Here is a 24,398-nt window from a genome sequence, read left to right as displayed (position 1 = left end):
AGGTGCGCTGGCTGGCCACCGGCGAGCTGGACTTCCTGGGCCGCGTCGACTTCCAGGTGAAGCTGCGCGGCTTCCGCATCGAGTTGGGCGAAGTGGAGTCCGCCCTGGAGGCGCTGCCCGAGGTGCGCCGCGCGGTGGTGCTCGCACGCGAGGACGTGCCAGGGGCTCAGCGACTGGTGGCCTACCTCACCTGCCACGAGGCACAGCCCGAGGCCGCCGCCCTGCGCGCGGCCCTCAAGCAGCGGCTGCCCGAGTACATGGTGCCCTCGGCCTTCGTGGCCCTGGACACCTTCCCGCTCACCTCCAATGGCAAGGTGGACCGGAAGGCCCTGCCCGCGCCGGACCGCGCCGAGGCCGCGGACGACACCGTGGCGCCGCGCGACGTGCTCGAGCACACGCTGGCTGGAATCTGGGAGGAGCTGCTCGGCCTGCGCTCCGTCGGCATCCGCGCCAACTTCTTCGAGCTGGGCGGCCACTCACTGCTCGCCGTGCAGCTCATGGCGCGCATCCGCGAGCGCACCGGGCGCCAGCTGCCGCTGGCCTCGCTGTTCCAGGCTCCCACCGTGGAGCAGCTCGCCTCGCTGCTGCGGCGCGTCCCGGCGCCCTTCTCGCCGCTCGTGCCCGTCCAGCGCGGGGGCGCGCGCAGGCCGCTGTTCCTCGTCCATGCCGTGGGCGGCAACGTCCTCGGCTACGCGGAGCTGGCCCGGCGGCTGGGGCCGGAGCAGCCCGTGTTTGGCCTCCAGTCCCAGGGGCTCGACGGGCAGCAACCGCCGCTCGACTCCGTGCAGGAGATGGCGGCGCTCTACCTCGAGTCCCTGCGCACCGTGCAGCCTCACGGGCCGTACCTGCTCGGCGGCTGGTCCATGGGTGCGGTGGTGGCCTTCGAAATGGCCCGCCAGCTCCAGGCTCGCGGCGAGTCGGTGGAGCTGCTGGCCCTGGTCGACCCGAGCCCGGCCACGGCGGACCGGAGGCGGGTGGAGGTGGAGGACTCCGCGCGGGTGGCGGCCCTCTTCGCCCAGGACCAGGCCCGGCTCGCGGGGGCCTCGTGGGTGCCGGACGCGTCGCTCATCCACCAGGGGGCGGACGCCGTGCTCCAGGCCCTGCTGGATGAGGGACACAAGGCGGGCCTGCTCGTCCCGGAAGTGGGCCTGGAACAGCTCCGCACGCTGTTCAACGTCTTCGCCGCCAACCTGCGCGCCCTGAGCCACTACAGGCCCGCGCCCCTCCCCGTCCGCATCACCCTGCTGCGCGCCAGCGAAGGGAGCAGGGACCAAGCGCCCGACCGTGGCTGGGGTGCGTTCGCGGAAGGCGGGCTGGCACTGACGGAGGTGCCGGGCGACCACTACGGTGTGCTGTGCGTGCCAGGAGTGCAGGTGCTGGCCGAGCGGCTCACGGAGCTGCTGGAGGCGGCGCGACAGAAAGAGGATGCGGCGCCCGCGGCCTGAGCGACGGGCCCGGAGGCGCGAGCGTTCCAGCCCAGCACGCTCGCGCCGTCAGCCAACGCTTCGCAGGGAAGTGTCCGGGGCGGTCGCGCGTGCCGGCAACAGCTTCATCCAGAGGTTGGCCGGGAAGTGGGTGGTGCCCGTCATCAGCCGCATCTTCTTCCCGGGGACATGCTCCAGGCGGTAACGCTGGGCCACCAGGGCACTGGCCGACGTGGCGATGAGCGAGGCCAGCATGGCCCCGATGCACACCCGCTGACCTCCTCCGAAAGGCATGTAGGCGAAGCGAGGCCGCGCCTGGGCCTTCTCCGCGGAGAAGCGCTCCGGGTCGAAGCGCTCCGGGTCCGTCCAGAACTCGGGGTGCCGATGCATGACGTAGGAGGACGCAGACACCATGGTGCCCGCCGGGACGTCATAACCACCGAGCGTGTCGTCCTTGATGGCGGGCCGGCTGATACCGGGCGCGGGCGGATGGAGGCGCAGCGTCTCCTCGAACACCTGCGACACGTAGCGGAGCTGCTTCAGGTCCTCCGCCGTCGGCTCCCGTCCGTTGAGCGTGCGATCCACCTCGTCCACCAGGCGCTCGCGCACCTCGGGGTGCAGAGCGAGCAGGTGCCACATGAAGGACAGGGCGATGCCCGTGGAGACCTGGCCGCCGAAGAAGAGCTCCACGAACTCGTCGCGGACCTCCTGCTCCTTCATTGGCTCGCCCTTCTCGTCGCGCGCGTTGATCATCAACCCGAGCATGTCGTCCGGCTGCTCGGCCAGGGCCATGCGCCTGCGGACGACCTCCCAGGCGAACGTGTCGATGCGCCGTGCGGCCGGAAGGACCTGCGGCTGGAATCTCTGGTAGTAGAGGTTCATCAGCTTCCGCGGCAGCTGCGACCGCTCCACCCGCGTTCGCGGCCGGACGGCGTAGACCATGAACTGGAAGACCGCTTCGCAGACGTCGTCGGGGAATTCCTCGGAACAGGCGAGCTGACCGAGGGTGGAGACCACCAGGCGCGACATCGCCGGGAAGACCTCCAGAGGCTCGCCGCTTCGCAGCTTCGGCTCCCAACGCTCCTCGAGCTGACCGCGGATGGACTTCACGATCTTCGGTACGCTGGCCAGCAGCCGATCCCGCTGGAAGCCCGGCTGGGCCATGCGCCGATGCCGCAGCCACTCGGCGCCCTCGGTGGTGGACAGGCTCGCTCCCAGGACGATGCCGCGCTGGGGGGCCATGTAGTTCTTCGGGTAGTTGCTGGCCGCGTTGTCCACCAGGAAGTGCTTGATGAACGCGGGGTTGCTGACGAGGTACATGCCGCCTCCCGGCCCCCTCAGCCACACGATGTCGCCGTACTTCTGGAAGAGGCGGAAGAGCATCGGGTAGGCGTTGTCGCCCGTGCCGAGCGCATTCCAGAACATCGACAGGGAGGAAGGGGCTGGGGGACGCTTGAGTGGGCGCATGGGAAGGTCGTCGAGGAGCGGGTAGCGCGCGAGACGCGGGGAGACTATCACCCGTGGCCCTGGGAGGAGCATGGCGTCCGGGCCGGAGCAGCGCGCCCGGGCCGGATGATTGTAGGCTCGCCCGCATGAGCGCCTGTCCCTTCTGCCAGACGAGGATGCGGTCCACCTTCCTGGGCGGCCTGCCCCGCGAGGAATGCGACGGCTGCGGCTCCGTGTGGTTCGAGGGCGAGGCGCTGGCCAAGGTGATGGGCGGCTCCGTGTCGGACGCCCTGATCCGCCGCGCCAAGGGCCACCCCGGCATCTGCAAGGGCTGCCACGCGAAGCTCCAGTACGTGCCGAGCTGTCCCGACTGCGGCACGCCGGCTCCCACCTGTCCCCGGTGTGGCCACGCTCCACTGCCAGTGGTGGAGGCGCTGGGCCTGGCAGTGGAGGTGTGCTCCGACTGCGCCGGTGTAGCGCTGGACCCGGGCGAGCTGCAGCAGCTCCAGCAGGCCGCCGAGGCGTATCGCAACGAGCCGCTGGACGTGCGGCCCAAGGTGCGGCTCGGCGTTGTGCAGGCGTGTGCCGCGTGCAAGCGCGGGCTCAAGCCGAAGTACGGCTTCGTCCTCGAGGAACGGCTCTACTGCGGGAGCTGCGCTCCCGAGGGCGCCGTCCCCTTTTCCGAGGAGCTGTCAAGGGCCGAGCCCAGCGCTGAGTTCTCAACGCCAGAGAACTCCGGCTACAACGCCGCCATCGCCACGGATGTCACCGGCTCCGCCTTGATGTGGCTGTTCTCGCGCGTCTTCGGACGCTGACCGCGACGGTCCGAGGCCGCTCCGGCGGGGCCCGGGCACCCTCCCGTCTGTGGGAGGGGCCGTGGTAGCTTCGATACCGGCGAATCTCCGTGTTCCACACCCCTGGTTTCAGGCTCGCTTCCCGACAGTTCCGTCTGTGGTCGCGCTTTGCGACAGGCCCCCGTGCGTCCTCGCGCGGTGCTGTCGCGCGAAGGCCCGGAGCCGTCGCCCCGATACCTGGACGTCGCGGAGATTCCCAGCTGGCACCCAAGGCAGAGGGCTGAAGCAACATGAAGAACGTCGAAGACATCTACCGCCTTTCGCCCATGCAACAGGGCCTGCTGTTCCACACCGTGGGCGCTCCGGGAGAGGGCACCTACGTGGAGGTGGTGCACTGGTCCTGGCGTGGAGTGGTGGACCTGCCCACGCTCCAGCGGGCGTGGCAGCGGCTGGTGGACCGGCACACGTCCCTGCGCACGGCGTTCTTCTGGGAGAACATGAAGGAGCCGCTCCAGGCGGTGCGTCGCAAGGTAGAGGCGACCCCGCGCCTGGAGGACTGCTCAGACCTTCCCTCCGACGCGTGGGAGGCGCGCTTCGCGGAGGTGCTGGAGCGGGAGGCTCGTCAGGACTTCGCGCTGTCCGCGGCGCCGCTGCTGCGCCTCACGCTGGTGCGCTTCGGACCCACGCTCACCCGCTGCATCATCAGCTACCACCACCTGGTGATGGACGGCTGGTCGCTGCCGGTGTGTCTGCGGGAGCTGTTCCTCACGTATGACGCGCTGACCCGGGGCGAGGAGCCGTCGCTGGAGCCCGTCCGCCCCTACCGCGACTACATCGTCTGGCTGTCGAAGCAGGAGCGCGATGAGGCAGCGCGCTTCTGGCGCGAGCGGCTGCGGGGCTTCACGTCGCCCACGCCGCTGGCGATGGACCGACCCGCCAGGGCCGAGGCGAAGGCGGAGACGTACGCCGCCGAGTCGCTCGGGCTGGGCACCGCCCTGACGGCGCGGCTGACAGCCTTCACGCGGCAGCACCAGGTGACGCTGAGCACGCTGCTGCAAGGCGCGTGGGCCCTGCTGCAGAGCCGCTACACCGGACAGGATGACGTGGCCTTCGGCACGGTGGTGTCCGGCCGCCCGCCCGCGCTCCCCGGCGTGGACACCATGCTGGGGACCTTCATCAACACCCAGGTCACCCGCGTGCGACTGCCCGACGGGAGCACCGTGCTGCCGTGGCTGAAGGGCCTGCAGGGCGAGCTGCTCGCCGCCCGCGCCCATGAGCACGTGTCGCTGGTGGACGTGCAGGGCTGGAGCGAGGTGCCGCGCGGCCAGGCGCTGTTCGACACGCTGGTCGTCTTCGAGAACATGCCGCGCCGGGGCCTGTCCCCCGAGATGACGGCCCGACTGCCGGTGGACGGCTTCGGACGCACCGAGGGCCGCACGGGCTACCCGCTCATCTTCACGGTGCTCCCGGACGCCACCGAGATGGAGGTGCGGTTCACCTACGACGTGAGCCGCTTCGACACCGCCACCCCGCGGCGGATGCTGGGCCACATCTCCACGCTGTTGCAGTCCCTGGTGGACGCCCCCGAGGCGAAGCTCGCGGACCTGTCCATGATGTCGCCGGACGAGGTCCGGCGGCTCGCGGACTGGAATGGCTCGCGCGACGAGTACCCGCGTGGTGACACCCTGCACGCGCGCTTCTCGCGGCAGGCCGCGCTCACGCCAGCAGCCATCGCGCTCGTGTCCGAGGCTGGCGAGCTGTCGTATGCCGAGCTGGAGCGACGCGCGAATCAGCTCGCCCGGCACCTGCACTCGGTGGGCGTGCGCCCCGGCGCCTGCGTGGCCCTGTGCCTGGAGCGCTCCGAGGACCTGATTGTCGCCCTGCTCGCCATCCTCAAGGCCGGTGGCGCCTACGTCCCGCTCGACCCGAGCTACCCGGCGGAGCGCCTGTCCCTGCTGCTCCAGCAGTCTGGTGCCGGAGTCCTCGTCACGCGCGAGTCACTGGCCGACGAGCTGCCCGCCCTCTCGTGCCTCCTCGTCCTCGTGGACTCCGAGGCCGGCCGCATCGCCTCCCAGCCCGACACGGCGCTCTCCACCGAGGTCGGCGCCGAGGCGCTGGCCTACGTCATGTTCACCTCGGGAAGCACCGGCCAGCCCAAGGGCGTGTGCATTCCCCACCGCGGCGTGCTGCGCCTGGTGACGGACAACCCCTTCATCCGCTTCGGCCCCGAGGAGGTCTTCCTCCAGCTGGCCCCCAGCTCCTTCGATGCCTCCACCCTGGAGGTCTGGGGCGCGCTGCTGCACGGCGCTCGCCTGGTGCTGGCCCCCGCGCGCGAGCTGTCCCTGGAGGACATTGGCGCCCTGCTGCGCCGTCACGACGTCAGCACGCTGTGGCTCACCGCCGCGCTCTTCGAGCAGATGGTCATCCACCAGGGCGAGGCGCTGGCCCGCGTGTCGCAGTTGCTGGCCGGCGGTGACGTGCTGCCAGCCCAGCGCGTGCGTGAGCACCTGGCGCGCCTTCCGGAAGGCGCGGTCCTCGTCAACGGCTACGGCCCCACCGAGAACACCACCTTCTCCGCGACGCATGCGATGCGGCGCGGCGACACCGTGGGCGCCTCGGTGCCCATTGGCCGTCCCCTCGGGTGGTCCACCGCGTATGTCCTGGACGCCGCGCTCCGGCCCGTGCCGCCAGGCCTTCCTGGCGAGCTGTACGTGGGTGGCGAGGGCCTGGCCTGGGGGTACCTGGGCCGCGCGGACCTGACGGCCGAGAAGTTCGTCCCGCATCCCTTCGGTGTCCGCCCCGGCGAGCGCCTCTACCGCACCGGTGACAAGGCGCGCTGGCGGGCAGACGGCGCGCTGGAGTTCCTGGGCCGCACCGACTTCCAGGTGAAGGTGCGCGGCTTCCGCATCGAGACCGGCGAAGTGGAGGCTGTGCTGCGCCAGGCGCCTGGCGTCCAGGAAGCCGTGGTGGTGGTGCGCGAGGACCTGCCCGGGCACAAGCGACTGGTCGCGTACGTGGTGGGCCCGGCGCTGGAGCCACGGGCGCTCCGCGCCTTCCTCGAGCAGAAGCTGCCCGAGTACATGGTGCCCTCCGCCTTCGCCGTGCTGGAGTCCCTGCCACTCACGGCGCACGGCAAGGTGGACCGCAAGGCCCTGCCGGCGCCGGAGCACGCGCAGGCGGCGTCGGAGGAGGTCCAGGAGGGCCCCCGCGACGCGACGGAGACGGCGCTCGCGGCCATCTGGGCGCAGGTGCTCGGCCGCCCGAGCGTGGGCGTGCACGAGGACTTCTTCGAGCTGGGCGGTGACTCCATCCTCGGCATCCAGGTCCTGGCCCGGGCCGCGCAGGCCGGACTGCACCTCACCGCGAAGCAGCTCTTCGAGTTGCCAACGGTGGCACAGCTCGCCGCGGTGGCGGGCACCGCTCCGGCCGTCGCCGCGGAGCAGGGGCTGGTGACGGGACGGGTGGAGCTCACGCCCATCCAGCGCTGGTTCCTGGACCGGGAGCCGCCCGCGCCCCACCACTTCAACCAGGCCCTGCGCCTCACCCTGCGCGAGCGCATTCCCGCGGAGGTGCTCGAGCGCGCGCTCCAGCACCTGCGCGAGCACCACGATGCCCTGCGCCTGGGCTACACGCGGGACGGACAGGGCGCGTGGCGGCAGGAGGTGCGCGGCCTGGACGGTGCGCTGCCGCTGCTGAGTGTGGACGTGTCCGGGCTGTCACCCGAGGCGCGCGCCGCCGCCGGGGAGTCCCACGCGGCCCGGGCCCAGGCGGGACTGGAGCTGGCTTCGGGTGGCGTGGCGCGGGCCGTGCTGTTCGACGCAGGGCCGGACGCTCCGCAGGAATTGCTGCTGGTCATCCACCACCTGGTGGTGGACGCCGTCTCCTGGCGCGTGCTGGTGGAGGACCTGCACACCGCCTGTCAGCAGCTCCGCGCGGGCACGCCAGTGCGGCTGCCGCCGAAGACGCTGTCCTTCGCCGGGTGGGCGTCGCGGATGGTGGAGCACGCCCGCACGTCGGCGGCACGCGCGGAGGAGGCCTTCTGGCTGGGGCTGCCCTGGGAGCGCGCGGGCCGGCTGCCCGTGGACCTGGACGGGAGCGCGGAGGCCAACACGGAGGGCGACGCGCGAGTCGTGGAGGTGTCGCTGGAGCCCGGCGAGACGCAGGCACTGCTCCAGGAGGTGGCCCGGGCCTGCTGCGCGAGGCCGGACGAGCTGCTGCTGGCGGCGCTGGCCCGGGTGATGCGCCGCTGGACGGGCGCGCCCTGCGTGCGGCTGGAGCTGGAGGGCCACGGGCGCGAGGCGCTCTTCGAGGGCGTGGACCTGTCGCGCACGGTGGGCTGGTTCACCAGCCTCTACCCCGTGCTGGTGGACGAGGTCGGCGAGGGGCCGGGCGCGTGGCTGCGCTCGGCGAAGGAGTCGCTGCGGCGCATTCCCGGCAAGGGCGTGGGCTTCGGCGTGCTGCGCTACCTGGCGCCCTACCCGGAGCTGCGCGAGCGACTGCGCGCGCTGCCTGAGTGCGAGGTGGGCTTCAACTACCTGGGGCAGCTCGACCACGTCCTGCCCGCCGGGGCGCTGCTGAGCCTGTCGGACGGACCGGTGGGCCCCAAGCGGGCTCCCGGCGCACCGCGTGCACACCTGCTGGAGGTGGACTGCGCGGTGAGCGGCGGGCGCCTGCGCCTCATGTTCGCCTACGGCAGCCGCGTCCACCGGCGCGAGACGGTGGAGCGATGGGCGGGAGAGCTGGTGGAGGCCCTGCGCGAGCTCATCGCGCTCGGCACCTCGGGGGAAGCCCGGGGGCTGACGCCCTCCGACTTCCCGCTGGCGGGGCTGGGGCAGGCCGCGCTGGACTCGCTCACCCAGGTGCGGCTGGCGGACGTGGAGGACCTCTATCCGCTGTCGCCGCTCCAGGAGGGAATCCTCCTCCACCACCTCAGGGACGACGGAGGCACCCAGCCGTACTTCAACCAGCTCACCTTCGCGCTGGAGGGCGAGCTGGACACGGGGGCCTTCACCCAGGCCTGGCGGCAGGTCGTCTCCCGCTACACCATCCTCCGCACGGCGTTCTTGTGGGAGGGGCTGGACCGGCCGCTCCAGGCGGTGGTGCGCGAGTTGGAGCCGCCCATCACCGTGGAAGACCGGCGTGACGTGCCTCCCTCGGAGCAGGAGGCCTGGCTCAACGCCTTCTTCGCCGAGGACCGGCGGCGGGGCGTGGCGCTGGCCCGCGCGCCGCTGCACCGGCTGGCGGTGCTCCGCATGGGTGAGCGGAGCTGGCGCGTGGTGCTCAGCTTCTCGCACATCCTGCTGGATGGCTGGTCGATTCCCCTGGTGCTGCGCGAGCTGCTCACTCGCTTCGAGGCGCTGCGGCGCGGCCTGCCACCCCCGAGGATGGACACGCGCCCGTACCGGGACTTCATCGCGTGGCTGGGGCGCCGGGACCTGGGAGCCACCCGGGACTTCTGGCGCAAGTCGCTGGAGGGCTTCACGGAGCCCACGCCGCTGGAGCCAGGCGGGAGCGAGCTCGACGCCGGACTGGCGGGAGTGCGCGGTGAGCTGCGACTGGGGCTGGGCGCCGAAAAGACGGCGGTGCTGCAGTCCTTCGCGCGGCAGCAGGGCGTCACTCCCGGCACGCTGGTGCAGGCGGCGTGGGCGCTGCTGCTCGGGCGCTACAGCGGCAGGGACGACGTGCTCTTCGGTGTGACGGTCTCCGGCCGCCCTTCGGACCTGCCCGGGGTCGAGGAGATGGTGGGCATGTTCATCAATGCCATTCCCGCCCGCGTGCGGCTGCCGCCCCGCCAGTCCGTGGGAGCGTGGCTGAAGACCCTGCAAGGCTGGCTCATGGAGGCGCGGCAGCACGAGCACGCGCCGCTGGTGGAGGTGCGGCGCTGGAGCGACATCCCCCCCGGACCGCCGCTCTTCGAGAGCCTGGTCGTCTTCGAGAACTACCCCGTGGACACCGCGCTCACCACGGACTCGAAGGAGCTGGTGGTGCGCGACGCGCGCTCTCTGGAGGCGGACCACCATCCGCTGACCCTGACGGCGATGCCGGGCCGCGAGCTGCTGTTGCAGCTGGCCTATGACACCACGCGCTTCGGCGCGGCGGCCATCCAGCGGATGATGGCGCACCTGCACACCCTGCTGATGGGACTCGCGGAGGGCGCGGCCCGCCCACTGGCGGAGCTGCCCATGCTGGCTCCCGAGGAGCGGCGGCAGTTGCTGGAGGACTTCCGGGGCCCGCGCGAGGCGTACCCGCGTGAGCTGAGCCTGCACGCGCTCATCGAGGCGCAGGTGGCGCGCACGCCGGACGCGGAGGCCCTGCGCTTCGAGGGCGAGACGCTCACCTACGCGCAGCTCGACGCCCGCGCCAACCAGCTGGCCTGGCACCTGCGCTCGCTGGGCGTGGGGCCCGAGTCGCTCGTCGGCGTCTGCCTGGAGCGCTCGCTGGAAATGGTGGTGGCGCTGCTGGGCGTGCTGAAGTCCGGCGCCGCCTACGTGCCCATGGACCCGGCGTACCCTCGCGAGCGGCTGGCGTGGATGCTGGAGGACACCGCCGCCCCCGTCCTCCTCACCTCGCAGCGGCTCGTCCCCGTCCTGCCGCCCCACTCCGCCCGGGTGGTGTGTCTGGACTCGCAGTGGCCTGACGTGGCCCTTCACCCCGCCTCCCGTCCCGCGCCCCTCGCCGGCCCCGAGGCGCTGGCCTACGTCATCTTCACCTCCGGCAGCACCGGCCGCCCCAAGGGCGCCATGAATGCCCACGCGGGCGTCGTCAACCGCCTGCTGTGGATGCAACAGGAGTACGGGCTGACGGCAGCCGACACGGTGCTGCAGAAGACCCCCTTCAGCTTCGACGTCTCCGTCTGGGAGTTCTTCTGGCCCCTCATGACGGGCGCACGCCTGGTGCTGGCCCGTCCCGGGGGCCACCAGGACCCCGCCTACCTCGTGCGACTGATGGCGGACGAGCGCGTCACCACCACCCACTTCGTGCCCTCCATGCTGCGCGCCTTCGTGGAGGAGCCCGGACTGGAGGGCCTCACCGCCTTGCGCCACGTGGTGTGCAGCGGCGAAGCCCTGCCCGCCGATTTGGTGAGGCGTGCCTACGCGCGCCTGCCGACCTCGACCGCCGTGCACAACCTCTACGGACCCACCGAGGCCGCCGTCGACGTGACGTACTGGCCGTGCCCGCGTGAGGACTCCGGCCGCGAGGTGCCCATTGGCCGGCCCGTCGCCAATACCCGCATCCACGTCCTCGACGCCCACGGGCAGCCGACGCCGGTGGGCGTGCCCGGGGAGCTCTTCATCGGCGGCGTGCAGGTGGGGCGGGGCTACTGGAGCCGGCCTTCCCTCACCGCCGAGCGCTTCATTCCGGACGCCTTCAGCGAAGTGCCGGGCGCCCGGCTGTACCGCACGGGAGACAAGGCGCGCTGGCGGGCTGACGGCACGCTGGAGTACCTGGGCCGCGTCGACACGCAGGTGAAGCTGCGTGGCTTCCGCATCGAGCTGGGCGAAGTCGAGTCCGCGCTCCGAGCCCATCCGGACGTCGCCGACTCGGTGGTCGTGGTGCGCGAGGACGGCCCGTCCGGCGCACGACTGGTGGCCTACCTTGTGCCCACCCCTTCCGCGACGTTGGACACCCAGTCCCTGCGAGCCTCCCTGGCGCAGCGCCTGCCCGAGTACATGGTGCCCTCCGCCTTCGTCCTCCTGCCGGCCCTGCCCCTGTCGCCCTCCGGCAAGGTGGACCGCAAGGCCCTCCCGGCTCCCGAGTCGCCCACCGTCGGGTACGTGGGCCCGCGCACGCCCATGGAGGAGTTGCTGGCCCGCGTCTTCGCCCAGGTGCTGGGCGTGGAGCGCGTGAGCGTCACGGAGAGCTTCTTCGAGCTGGGTGGCCACTCGCTGCTGGCCACCCAGGTGGCTTCGCGCGTGCGTGCCGCGGCGGGCGTGGACCTGCCGCTGCGTGAGCTGTTCGATTCGCCCACGGCGGCCGGGCTCGCGGCACGTGTGGAGGCACTGTCCCGCTCGTCCCAGGGGACCGCGCTGGCCCCGCCGCTGCGGCCCGCGCCGCGCACCGGCCCGCTGCCGCTGTCCTTCGCCCAGCAGCGCCTGTGGTTCCTCGACCGGCTGGAGCCGGGCAGCCCCTTCTACAACATGCCCTCCGTGCTCTGGCTGGAGGGCACGGTTGACGTGGGCGCCCTGGAGCGCAGCATCGCGGAGTTGCTGCGTCGCCACGAGGTGCTTCGCACCACCTTCGAGGAAGGCCCCGTCCAGGTCATCCATCCTCCCGCGCCCGTTTCTCTCGCGGTGGTGGACCTGTCCACGTTGCCCGAGGACTCGCGCGAGGCAGAAGCCCGTCGCCTGGCCCGGGAAGAGGCCCGACGTCCCTTCGACCTCACGCGCGGACCACTGCTGCGCGCCATGCTGCTGCGGCTGGGCGAGTCGAGCCACCTGCTGTCGCTGACGCTGCACCACATCGTCTCGGACGGCTGGTCCATGGAAGTGCTGGTGCGCGAGGCGGCGACGCTCTACTCGGCGTTCCGCGAAGGCCAGCCGTCTCCCCTGCCCGAGCTGCCCGTGCAGTACGCGGACTACGCGGCCTGGCAGCGTGACTGGCTGCAGGGCGACGTGCTGGAGGGGCAGCTCTCCTGGTGGCGCAATCATCTGGCGGACGCGCCGCCCCTGCTGGAGCTGCCCACGGACTTCCCGCGTCCCACCGTGCGAAGCCTGAAGGGCGCCAGGCATGCACGCGTGCTGCCGCGCTCGCTGGCTGACTCGCTCCAGGCGCTGAGCCGGCGGGAAGGCACCACCCTCTTCATGGCCCTGCTCGCGGGCTTCCAGGTGGTCCTCTCCCGCTACTCCGGTCAGGACGACTTCGTCGTCGGCACCGACATCGCCAACCGCAACCACTCGCAGACCGAAGGCCTCATCGGCTTCTTCATCAACCAGCTCCCCTTGCGCGCGCGGCTGGATGGCGACCTCACCTTCCGAGAGCTGCTGGGCCGCGTGCGCCAGACGTCGCTCGGGGCCTACGCGCACCAGGACCTGCCTTTCGAGGAGCTCGTCAAGGCGCTCAACCCCGAGCGCAGCCAGGGGCACGCGCCCTTGTTCCAGGTGAAGCTGGTGCTCCAGAACCAGCCGGCCTCCACGCTTGAAGTGTCCGGCCTCACGCTGCGGGGCGAGACCGCCGACGTGGGCACCTCGCGCCTGGACCTCACCCTCTCGGTGGAAGAGACGGCGCGCGGCCTGGAGTGCTCGTGCGAGTACCGCACGGACCTCTTCGAGGCGGCGACCATCGACCGTCTCATGCGGCACCTGGGAAGAGTGCTGGAGGCGGGCGCTGCCCGTCCCGAGTCCCGCCTGTCCGCCTTGCCCCTGCTCTCCGAGGACGAGCAGCGCCAGGTGCTCGTGGACTGGAACGCGACGGAGCGCGACTTCCCGCGTGACGCCTGCGCGCATCAGCTCTTCGCGGCCCAGGCGGCGCTCACCCCCAGCGCCACCGCCGTGCGCTTCGAGGGCCAGGCCCTCACTTACTCGCAGCTCGACACCCGCGCCAACCAACTGGCGCACCACCTGCGCACGCTGGGCGTCCGGGCCGAAGTGCCCGTGGCCCTCTGCGTGGAGCGCTCGCTGGAGCTGGTGGTCGGCATCCTCGGCATCCTCAAGGCCGGCGGCGCCTACGTCCCGCTCGACCCGAGCTACCCCGTGGAGCGCCTCACGTACATGCTGCGTGACTGCGCCGCCCCGGTGCTCGTCACCACCGAGACCATCGCGGATGAACTGCCCGCTGGCAGCGAGCAACTCGTCCTGCTCGACGCGGACGGCGCCCTCATCGCCTCGCAGCCGGAGACGCCTTTCGCGAGTGGGACTGGCGCGGACAACCTCGCGTACATCATCTACACCTCGGGCAGCACGGGCCGTCCCAAGGGCACGCTCTTGCAGCACCGCGGCCTGTGCAACACCGCGCTGACCGCTGCACGCGAACACGGCTTCAGGCCTGACAGTCACGTGCTCCAGTACGCCGCCTTCGGCTTCGACGCCTCGGTGGCTGAAATCTTCGGTGCCCTGCTGGCGGGCTCCACCCTGGTGCTCGCGCCTCGCGAGCGCCTCATGCCCGGTGCGCCCCTGCGCACCCTGCTGCGCGACGAGGCCATCACCGCCGTTACGCTGACGCCTTCCGTGCTGGCGCAGATGGAGCCCGAGGACTTCCCCGCGCTCCAGACGCTCATCTCCGCCGGTGAAGCCTGCACGCCGGAGCTGGTGGAGCGATGGGGCAACCGGGTGCGGCTGCTCAATGCCTACGGCCCCACGGAAGTCACCGTCTGCGCCACGCTCTCCGAGCCCATGAAGCCCGGCCAGCGCATCAGCATTGGCCGGCCCTGGGCGAACGTGCGCGTCTACGTGCTGGACGCGGCGCTGCGTCCGGTACCGGTGGGCGTGCCCGGTGAGCTGTGCGTGGACAGCGTGGGCCTGGCTCGCGGCTACCGCCACCAGCCCGAGCTCACCGCCGAGCGTTTCGTCCCCAATCCGTTCTCCGCAACCGCTGGCGCACGCCTGTACCGCACCGGCGACAAGGCGCGGTGGTTGGCGGATGGCACGCTGGAGTACCTCGGCCGCATCGACCAGCAGGTGAAGCTGCGCGGCTTCCGCATCGAGCTGGGAGAAGTGGAGTCCGTCCTGGCCCAGCAGCCCTCCGTGCGCGAGGCCGTCGCCGTGGTGCGCGAGGATGCGCCGGGTGACAAGCGCCTGGTGGCCTACGTCGTGGCGGAGGACGGCGACATGCTGGACACCGCCGCACTGCGCACCGCCCTCAAGCAGCGGCTGCCCGAGCACATGGTGCCAGCGGTCATCTCCGTACTGGACGCGCTGCCGCTGACGCCCAACGGCAAGGTGGACCGTGCCGCGCTGCCCTCTCCGGACACGGCGCTGGCTTCCCAGACACGTGAGTACGTGGCTCCTCGCACTCCAAGGGAGGAGCAGCTCGCCGCGATGTGGGCGGAGCTGCTGCACGTCGAACTCGTCGGCATCCACGACGACTTCTTCGAGCTGGGAGGCCACTCGCTGCTGGCCACCCAGGTGGTCTCCCGCATCCGCACCACCCTGGGCGTGGAGCTGTCCCTCGGCGAGCTGTTCACCGCCACCACCGTCGCCGCCCTCGCCGAGCGCCTCGGCGCGATGAGCCAGGGCGCCACGCAGTCCATTCCACGGGCGTCGCGCACCGGGCCGCTGCCGCTCTCGTTCGCCCAGCAGCGGCTGTGGTTCCTGGATCAACTGGAGCCCGGTGGCACGGTCTACAATGTCCCCGGCGTGATGCGCCTGGAGGGTGCCCTGGACGCAGTGGCGCTCCAGCGGTCCCTGGACGCGCTCATGCAGCGCCATGAGGTGCTCCGCACCACCTTCCAGCAGGGCCCGGACGGCCCCATCCAGGTCATCGCCGAGGCGGCGTCCTGTCCCTTCGAACAGCGGGACCTGAGCCACCTCCCCGTGGGCGAGCGCGACCTCCTGGTGCGCCAGCACATCGCCACGGAGTGCGAACGACCGTTCGACCTGGCGCGCGGCCCGCTCTTCCGCGTGGTGCTGCTGCGACTCAGAGCAGAGGAGCACGTGCTGCTGGTGCTCATGCACCACATCGCCTCGGATGGCTGGTCCACCGGCGTGCTGATGCGAGACCTCACCGCGCTGTACCCGGCGCTCGCGGCCGGAAAGCCCTCGCCGCTGCCGGCACTGCCCATCCAGTACGCGGACTACGCCCTGTGGCAGCGGGAGTGGTTGCGGGGCGAGGTGCTCGACACGCAGCTCGGCTACTGGAAGCAGCAACTGCTGGGCGCGCCCCAGGCCTTGGAGCTGCCCACGGACCTCCCCCGGCCCGCGGTGAAGACCTTCCACGGCGCGTCCGTCCCCGTCCAGCTCCCGCGCGAGCTGTCCGCCGCGGTGCGCACGTTCAGCCAGGAGCAGGGCGTCACGCCGTTCATGGCGCTGCTCGGCGCCTTCCAGGTCCTGATGGCCCGCTACTCCGGTCAGCAGGACATCGTCGTCGGCTCGCCCATCGCCGGTCGCCGCTTCTCCGAGCTGGAGGACCTCGTCGGCTTCTTCGTCAACACGCTCGCCCTGCGGCTGCGCCTGGAGGACGGGCCGTCCTTCCAGCAGGTGGTGGCTCGCGTGCGCGAGGGGATGCTCGGGGCCCAGGCCCACCAGGACGTCCCTTTCGAGCGGCTCGTCGAGTCGCTCGCCAGTGGCCGCTCGCTGGAGCGGGACCCGCTGTTCCAGGTCTTCTTCACTCTCCAGAACACGCCCACGCCCCTCGTCTCCGCCACGGGGCTCTCCCTGCGGCCCATCGCCAACGAGAGCACCACCGCGAAGTTCGACCTGGAGCTCGCCTTCTCCGAGTCCCCGGACGGCTTCACGGGCTCGCTCATCTACAACACCGACCTCTTCCTCCCGGCCACCGCGCGGCGGCTCGCCCGCCACTACGTGCACTTCCTGGAGGCGCTGCTGGGCCAGCCCTCGCGGCCCTTCCACCGACTGCCCCTGCTGCCCGAGGACGAGCTGCGCACCGTCCTCTCCGACTTCAACCGCGCTCCCGCTGACTTCCCACGCGACGCCACCCTGCCAGAGGTGTTCTCCCGCATCGTCGCCTTGCATGGCGACCGGGTGGCCCTGGAGTTCGGGGCCCAGCGCCTCACCTACCGGCAGCTCGACGCGCGGGCCAACCAGCTCGCACACCTGCTCGTCGCCCGCGGCGTGGGGCCCGACGTCCCCGTGGCCCTGGCCCTGGAGCGCTCCGTCGAGCTCATCGTCTCCCTGCTGGCCATCCTCAAGGCCGGTGGCGCGTACCTGCCGCTCGACACCTCGTACCCGCCCGAGCGACTGGCCCAGATGGTCGAGGACGCCAGGCCCGTCCTCCTGCTCACCCACTCCGCGACTCGGGCTTCGCTGCCGTCCTCGTTGCCCGTGCTCCACATCGACGAGGCAGCGCGAGCCCTCGATTCCCAGCCGGAGCACGCGCCCCCGGTGGCGCTGCACCCCGAGCACCTGGCCTATATCGACTTCACCTCCGGCTCCACCGGCAGGCCCAAGGGTGTCGCCGTCTCCCACCGCAACGTGCTGCGCACCGTCCGCGAAGCGCCCTACGCGGACGTCTCCGCCGACCACTCCTTCCTGCTGATCGCCCCCATCTCCTTCGACGCCTCCACGCTCGAGGTCTGGGGCCCGCTGCTCAACGGTGGCCGCCTCGTCGTCTTCCCGCCAGACTCCCCCAGCGACCTGGACCTGCTCTCCTCCGTCCTCTCCGAGCACTCCGTCTCCACGCTCCACCTCACCGCGGGACTCTTCTCGCATATGGTGGACAACCGCCTGGACGGCCTGAAGTCAGTCAAGCAGCTGCTCACCGGCGGCGACGTGGTGAGTGCGCCGCACGTCCGGCGCGTGCTGGAGCAGCTCGGCATCCCGGTGACGGCCTGCTACGGCCCCACCGAGGGCACCCTCTTCACCTCCTGCTTCCGCATGACGTCCCCGGAGCAGGTGCCCGCCTCCATCCCCATCGGCACGCCCATCACCGCCACGCAGGTGTACCTGCTCGACTCGCACGGCCACCCGGTGCCCGTGGGCGTGCCCGGTGAGCTCTTCATCGGAGGCGAGGGCCTGGCACGAGGCTACGTGCGCAACCCGGCGCAAACCGCCGAGCGCTTCGTGCCCCACCCCTTCAGCCGTGAGCCCGGCGCTCGCCTGTACCGCACCGGAGACCTCGCCCGCTGGCGCCCCGACGGCGTGCTGGAGTTCCTCGGCCGTGGAGACTTCCAGGTCAAGATTCGCGGCTTCCGCATCGAGCTGGCCGAAGTGGAGGCCGCGCTGCTCTCCTTCCCCGGAGTGCGCGAAGCCGTGGCCCTGGCCCGCGAGGACGTGCCCGGCGACAAGCGCCTCGTCGGCTACGTCACCGCTGACGCCACGCTGGACCTCGGTGCCCTGCGCGACGCGCTCGAGGCCCGCCTGCCCGAGTACATGGTGCCCTCGGCCCTGGTGCGCCTGGACGCGCTGCCGCTGACGGCCAACGCCAAGGTGGACCGGAAGGCCCTGCCCGCTCCGGACTCCCGCTCCGAGCTGCGGGCCTTCGAGCCGCCGCGCACGCCCACCGAGCAGCGCCTCGCCGCGCTCTGGGCGGACGTGCTGCGCGTGGACAGGGTGGGCCTGCACGATGGGTTCTTCGAGCTGGGCGGACACTCCCTGCTCGCCACCCAGCTCGTCTCCCGCGTGCGCGCCGCCTTCGACGTGGAGCTGCCACTGCGCGAGCTGTTCGAGTCGCCCACGGTGGCCGGACTCGCCACCCGACTGGAGGCCCTGGCACGTGCCTCGGCGGGGATTGAGCTGGCACCGCCGCTGCGCACCATCTCACGCACCGAGTCGCCGCCGCTGTCCTTCGGCCAACAGCGGCTGTGGTTCCTGGATCAGCTCCAGCCGGGCACCGCCTCCTACAACGTGCCCGGCGTGCTGCACCTGGACGGCGAGCTGGACACCGCCGCGCTGGAGCAGGCCCTGCGCGCCCTGGTGCAGCGTCACGAAGTGCTGAGGACCACCTTCCAGCGCAACGCGGGTGTGCCGACCCAGCTCATCCACCCCCAGCTCGACACCCGCCTCCCCACCGTCGACCTGCTGGCCGTGCCCCCCGAGGCTCGCGAGACGGAAACCCGGCGGCTGGCCTCGGAAGAGGCTCTGCGCCCCTTCGACCTGGAGCGGGGGCCCCTGCTGCGCACGCAGCTGCTGCGCCTGGGCCCCACCCAGCACCACCTGCTGGTGACGCTGCACCACATCGTCTCCGACGGCTGGTCCATCAACATCATGCTGCGCGAGCTGGGCGCCCTCTACCGCGCCTTCTCCTCGGGCCACCCGCTCGAGCTGCCCTCGCTGCCGGTGCAGTACGCGGACTTCGCCGCGTGGCAGCGCCAGTGGATCCAGGGCGACGTCCTCCAGGCCCAGCTCGACTGGTGGCGTGAGCAGCTCGCCGGCGTCCCGGCCCTCCTGGAGCTGCCCACGGACAGGCCCAGGCCCGCCCTGCAGTCCCATCAGGGTGCCTCGCTGGACGTCCGGCTCCCCCCGGCGCTCTCGCGCACCGTGGAGGAAGCCGCGCAGCGCCACGGCGCCACGCCCTTCATGGTGCTGCTGGCCGCCTGGCAGTTGCTGCTCTCCCGCTACTCCGGCCAGGACGACATCGTCGTCGGCTCTCCCATCGCCGGCCGCAACCGCGCGGAGACCGAGGGCCTCATCGGCTTCTTCGTCAACACCCTGGTGCTGCGCGCGCGCATCGACCCGCGCGCCGGCTTCTCCGCGCTGCTCGAAGGCGTCAAGGCCTCCGCGCTCGCCGCCTATGAGCACCAGGACGTCCCCTTCGAGCGCCTCGTCGAGGAGCTGCGCCCCGAGCGCAGCCTGAGCCACTCGCCCCTCTTCCAGGTGATGTTCACCCTGCAGAATGCGCCGCTGGACGCCGTGGAGCTGCCCGGCCTGCGCCTGCGCCTGGGAGGAACGCCCAGCCCCATCACCAAGTTCGACCTCAGCCTCACGCTGCAACGCGCGCCCGAGGGCTTCGCCGGAGAGCTGGAGTACAACACCGACCTGTTCGACGCCTCCACGGTGGAGCGGATGGACGGCCACTTCCAGGTGTTGCTGGAGGCCGTGCTCGCACGACCGGAGCAGCCCCTGTCGCTGCACTCGCCCCTGACGGCGGCGGAGCGCGAGCAACTGATGGTGGAATGGAACGCGACGGCGGTGGACTTCCCCTCCTCCGCCACCGTGCACCAGCTCCTGGAGGAACAGGCGCGCCGCACTCCGCTGGCCATGGCCGTGGAGGCAGAGGGTTCGTGGCTCACCTACGGCGAGCTGCATGTCCGCGCGGCGCTGCTCGCGCGACAGCTGCGCTCGCTCGGCGTCGGGCCCGAGGTGCGTGTCGGGCTGTGCGTGGAGCGCTCGACGGACATGGTGGTGGGCCTGCTCGCGGTGCTCAAGGCCGGAGGCGCGTACGTGCCGCTGGACCCGGACTACCCTCGTGAGCGCCTGGCCTTCATGCTCCAGGACTGCGGAGCGCCGGTGCTCCTCACCTCGCGGTCCCTCTCGGCGCGCCTGCCGCCGGGACCTGTCACCGTCTTCCTCGACGGCGAGCTGGAGGCGCTGTCCTCGGGACAGGAGGCTCCCACGGCGGCCTTCCCGGAGAGCCCCGCGTATGTCCTCTTCACGTCGGGGACCACCGGCCTGCCCAAGGGCACGGTCGTCTCGCACCGCGCCCTGGCCAACCATCTCACGTGGATGGTCCGCTGGCTCGGCGTGGCTCCGGGGGACCGGGCGTTGCAGCTCGCCTCGCTGAGCTTCGACGCCTCGGTGGCCGAGGTGCTCTCCACGCTGCTCGCCGGAGCCACGCTCGTGCTGCCTCCGCCCGGCGCCCACCGTGACCCCGCGGCCGTCGCGGAGCTGCTGGCCCGTGAGCGCATCACCCTGTTGCAGGCCGTCCCCTCGATGCTCCGCGCCCTGCTGGAGCAACCCGCGCTGGCACACGCCACCGCGCTGCGCGCAGTCGTCTCCGGCGGTGAGGCCCTGCCCACCGAGCTGGTGCCCCGGCTGGGCGCGCAGCTCCCCGGCGCCCGCCTCTTCAACCACTACGGCCCCACCGAGGCCACCATCGACGCCACGGCCTGCGTCGTCTCCGGCGAACAGCCGGGGGCCCTCGTGTCCATCGGGAAGCCCGTGGCCAACACGCGGGCGTACGTGCTGGATGCGGGGCTGCGTCCGGTGCCGACCGGCGTCCCGGGGGAGCTGTACCTGGGCGGCGTCAGCCTGGCCCGCGGCTACCTGGGCCGGCCCGAGCTGACGGCGGAGAAGTTCCTACCCGACCCGTTCGCGAGCGAGCCCGGCGCCCGGCTGTACCGCACGGGAGACAAGGCGCGCTGGCGGGCTGACGGCACGCTGGAGTACCTGGGCCGTGTCGATATGCAGGTGAAGCTGCGCGGCTTCCGCATCGAGCTGGGCGAAGTCGAGTCCGCGATCCGAGCCCATCCCGACGTCGCCGACTCGGTGGTCGTGGTGCGCGAGGACGGCCCTTCCGGCGCACGACTGGTGGCCTACCTTGTGCCCACCCCTTCCGCGACGTTGGACACCCAGTCCCTGCGAGCCTCCCTGGCGCAGCGCCTGCCCGAGTACATGGTGCCCTCCGCCTTCGTCGTCCTGTCGGCCCTGCCCCTGTCGCCATCCGGCAAGGTGGACCGCAAGGCTCTCCCCGCTCCCGAGGCGCCCACGGGCCCCGTCGGCGAGTACGTGGCCCCGCGCACGCCCACGGAGGAGTTGCTGGCCCGCATCTTCGCCGAGGTGCTGGGCATGGAGCGCGTGAGCGTCACAGAGGGCTTCTTCGAGCTAGGCGGCCACTCGCTGCTGGCCACCCAGGTGGCTTCGCGCGTGCGCGCCACGGCGGACGTGGAGCTACCCCTGCGCGAGCTGTTCGAGTCGCCCACGGTGGCCGGGCTCGCGGCACGCGTGGAGGCACTGTCCCGCTCCTCCCAGGGAAGCGTGCTGGCCCCGCCGCTGCGGCCCGCGCCGCGCACCGGCCCGCTGCCGCTGTCCTTCGCCCAGCAACGCCTGTGGTTCCTCGACCGGCTGGAGCCGAACAGCCCCTTCTACAACATGCCCTCCGTGCTCTGGCTGGAGGGCACGGTGGACGTGGGCGCCCTGGAGCGCAGCATCGCGGAGTTGCTGCGTCGCCATGAGGTGCTTCGCACCACCTTCGAGGAAGGCCCCGTCCAGGTCATCCATCCGCCCGCGCCCGTTCCCCTCGCGGTGGTGGACCTGTCCACCTTGCCCGAGGACCAGAGAGAGGCAGAAGCCCGTCGCCTGGCTCAGGAAGAAGCCCGACGTCCCTTCGACCTCACGCGCGGACCGATGCTGCGCGCCATGCTGCTGCGACTGGGCGAGTCGCGGCACCTGCTGTCGCTGACGCTGCACCACATCGCCACGGACGGCTGGTCCATGGAAGTGCTGGTGCGCGAGGCGGCAACGCTCTACGCGGCGTTCCGTAACGGCCAGCCTTCGCCCCTGCCCGAGCTGCCCGTGCAGTACGCGGACTACGCGGCCTGGCAGCGTGGCTGGCTCCAGGGCGACGTCCTGGACGCACAGCTCTCCTGGTGGCGCGAGCACCTCTCCGGCGCGCCTTCGCTGCTGGAGCTGCCCACGGACTTCCCGCGTCCCACCGTGCGGAGCCTGAAGGGCGCCATGCACACGCGCGTGCTGCCACGGGCGCTGGCGGACTCACTCCAGGCGTTCAGCCAGCGTGAGGGCACAACCCTCTTCATGGCCCTGCTGGCGGGCTTCCAGGTGGTCCTCTCGCGCTACTCCGGCCAGGACGACTTCGTCGTCGGCACCGACATCGCCAACCGCAACCACTCGCAGACCGAAGGCCTCATCGGCTTCTTCATCAACCAGTTGCCCCTGCGTGCGCGGCTGGACGGAGACCCCTCCTTCCGAGAGCTGCTGGGCCGCGTGCGCCAGACGTCTCTCGGGGCCTACGCGCACCAGGATCTGCCCTTCGAGGAGTTGGTCAAGGCGCTCAACCCCGAGCGCAGCCAGGGGCATGCCCCCCTGTTCCAGGTGAAGCTGGTGCTCCAGAACCAGCCGGCCTCCACGCTGGAAGTGCCCGGCCTCACGCTGCGAGGTGAGCCCATCGACGCGGGCACCTCGCGCCTGGACCTCACCCTCGCGGTGGCGGAGACGCCCGAGGGCCTTGGGTTTTCGTGCGAGTACCGCACCGACCTCTTCGAGGCGGCGACCATCGACCGCCTCGTGCAGCACCTGGGAAGGGTGCTGGAGGCTGGCGCGGCCCGCCCGGAGTCCCGCCTGTCCGCCCTGCCCCTGCTCTCCGAGGACGAGCAGCGCCAGGTGCTCGTGGACTGGAACGCGACGGAGCGCGACTTCCCGCGCGACGCCTGCGCGCACCAGCTCTTCGCGGCCCAGGCGGCGCTCACGCCTGACGCCACCGCCGTGCGCTTCGAGGGCCAGGCCCTCACCTACTCGCAGCTCGATACCCGCGCCAACCAGCTCGCTCACCATCTGCGCGCGCTGGGTGTCCGGGCCGAAGTGCCCGTCGCCCTCTGCGTGGAGCGCTCGCTGGAGCTGGTGGTCGGCATCCTCGGCATCCTCAAGGCCGGCGGCGCCTACGTCCCGCTCGACCCGAGTTACCCGTTGGAGCGCCTCACGTACATGCTGCGCGACTGCGCCGCCCCGGTGCTCGTCACCACCGAGGCCATCGCCGACACGCTGCCGTCCGGCGGTGAGCAGCTCGTCCTGCTGGACGCGGAAGCGCCGCTGCTGGCCGGTCAGCCCCTCACCGCCCCCGAAGCGGGCGTGCTCGCGCAGAGCCTCGCGTACATCATCTATACGTCTGGCTCCACCGGCCGTCCCAAGGGGACGCTGCTGCAGCACCGCGGCCTGTGCAACACGGCGCTGACGGCGGTGCGCGAACACGGCTTCCGCTCGGACAGCCGCGTGCTCCAGTACGCGGCCCTGGGCTTCGATGCCTCAGTGGCTGAAATCTTCGGCGCGCTGCTGGCCGGCGCGACGCTGGTGCTGGCCCCCCGCGAGCGGCTGATGCCCGGAGCGCCGCTGCGCACGCTGCTGCATGAGGAGTCCATCACCGCCGTCACCCTGACACCCTCGGTGATGGCGCAACTGGCGCCGGAGGACGCCCCCTCGCTGGAGACGCTCATCTCCGCCGGTGAGGCCTGCACGCCGGAATTGGTGGAGCGCTGGGGCGGCCGGGTGCGGCTGCTCAATGCCTACGGCCCCACGGAGGTCACCGTCTGCGCCACCCTCTCCGAGCCCTTGAAGCCCGGCCAGCGGCTCACCATCGGCCGGCCCTGGGCCAACGTGCGCGTGTACGTGCTGGACGCAGCGTTGCGGCCGCTGCCGGTGGGCGTACCCGGTGAGCTGTGCGTGGACAGCGTGGGCCTGGCCCGAGGCTACCGCCACCAGGCGGACCTCACCGCGGAGCGCTTCGTCCCCAACCCCTTCAGTGACGTGCTGGGCGCACGGCTGTACCGCACCGGCGACAAGGTGCGCTGGCTGGCCGACGGCACGCTGGAGTACCTGGGCCGCGCCGACTTCCAGGTGAAGCTGCGCGGCTTCCGCATCGAGCTCGGCGAGGTGGAGTCCGCCCTGCGGGCCTTCCCCGGCGTGCGCGAGGCGGCGGTGGTGGTGCGCGAGGATGTCCCGGGCGACAGGCGCCTGGTGGGCTACGTCGCCGCCGACGCGGAGCTGGACGTGGGCGCCCTGCGCTCTCACCTCCAGCAGCGCCTGCCCGACTACATGGTGCCTGGCGCGCTCGCGCGCCTGGAGTCCCTGCCCCTCACCGCCAACGGCAAGCTGGACCGCGCGGTGCTGCCGGCTCCCGACGCTCCGGTGGCGAAGCAGACCTACGTGGCGCCCCGCGACGACCTGGAGCAGCAGGTGGCGGACCTGTGGGCCGAGGTGCTGCACGTGGAGCGCGTGGGCGTCCACGACAACTTCTTCGACCTGGGAGGCCACTCGCTGCTGGCCACGCAGGTGCTCACGCGCATCCGCACCGCCTTCGGGGTGGACCTGCCCCTGCGGGGCCTCTTCGAGCAGCCCACCGTGGAGGGCATGACGCAGCTGCTTCTGGAATCGCTCGCGGACCAGGTGGATGCCTCAGACCTGGAGGGCTTGGTCGATGCCCTGGAATGAGACCCGCGCCGGTCCCCACTCTCCTA

General features: G+C 71.8%; 4 protein-coding genes. 3 read left to right on the top strand and 1 reads right to left on the bottom strand.

Going from position 1 to position 24,398, the window contains the following annotated elements:
• A partial coding sequence (locus G4D85_RS46925) for a thioesterase domain-containing protein (RefSeq protein WP_240359930.1) occupies positions 1-1,445 on the top strand: 1,445 nt, incomplete at its 5' end.
• Positions 1,446-1,493: 48 nt separating this feature from the next.
• Here G4D85_RS46925 and G4D85_RS46920 read toward each other — a convergent pair.
• On the bottom strand, positions 1,494-2,891 hold the full coding sequence (locus G4D85_RS46920; protein WP_205526019.1) for a cytochrome P450: 1,398 nt from the start codon (positions 2,889-2,891) through the stop codon (positions 1,494-1,496).
• A gap of 125 nt (positions 2,892-3,016) precedes the next feature.
• Here G4D85_RS46920 and G4D85_RS46915 point away from each other — a divergent pair, with 125 nt between their 5' ends.
• A complete protein-coding gene (locus G4D85_RS46915; RefSeq protein WP_164021377.1) occupies positions 3,017-3,685 on the top strand; it encodes a TFIIB-type zinc ribbon-containing protein in 669 nt (222 codons plus the stop codon).
• 269 nt (positions 3,686-3,954) lie between these two features.
• Complete coding sequence (locus G4D85_RS46910; RefSeq protein WP_164021375.1) at positions 3,955-24,372, top strand: non-ribosomal peptide synthetase; 20,418 nt, start codon at positions 3,955-3,957, stop codon at positions 24,370-24,372.
• Positions 24,373-24,398 lie beyond the last annotated feature (26 nt).

The organism is Pyxidicoccus trucidator, assembly GCF_010894435.1.
GTDB classification, from domain to species: domain Bacteria; phylum Myxococcota; class Myxococcia; order Myxococcales; family Myxococcaceae; genus Myxococcus; species Myxococcus trucidator.
The sequence above is the reverse complement of the archived record's forward strand: the minus strand, read 5'-3'. Positions and strand labels throughout refer to the sequence as shown.

Excerpts from the sequence above, each read along its gene's own strand:
- G4D85_RS46910 (WP_164021375.1), top strand. The coding sequence starts at position 3,955 with ATGAAGAACGTCGAAGACATCTACCGCCTTTCGCCCATGCAACAGGGC.
- G4D85_RS46920 (WP_205526019.1), bottom strand. The coding sequence starts at position 2,891 with ATGCGCCCACTCAAGCGTCCCCCAGCCCCTTCCTCCCTGTCGATGTTC.
- G4D85_RS46915 (WP_164021377.1), top strand. The coding sequence starts at position 3,017 with ATGAGCGCCTGTCCCTTCTGCCAGACGAGGATGCGGTCCACCTTCCTG.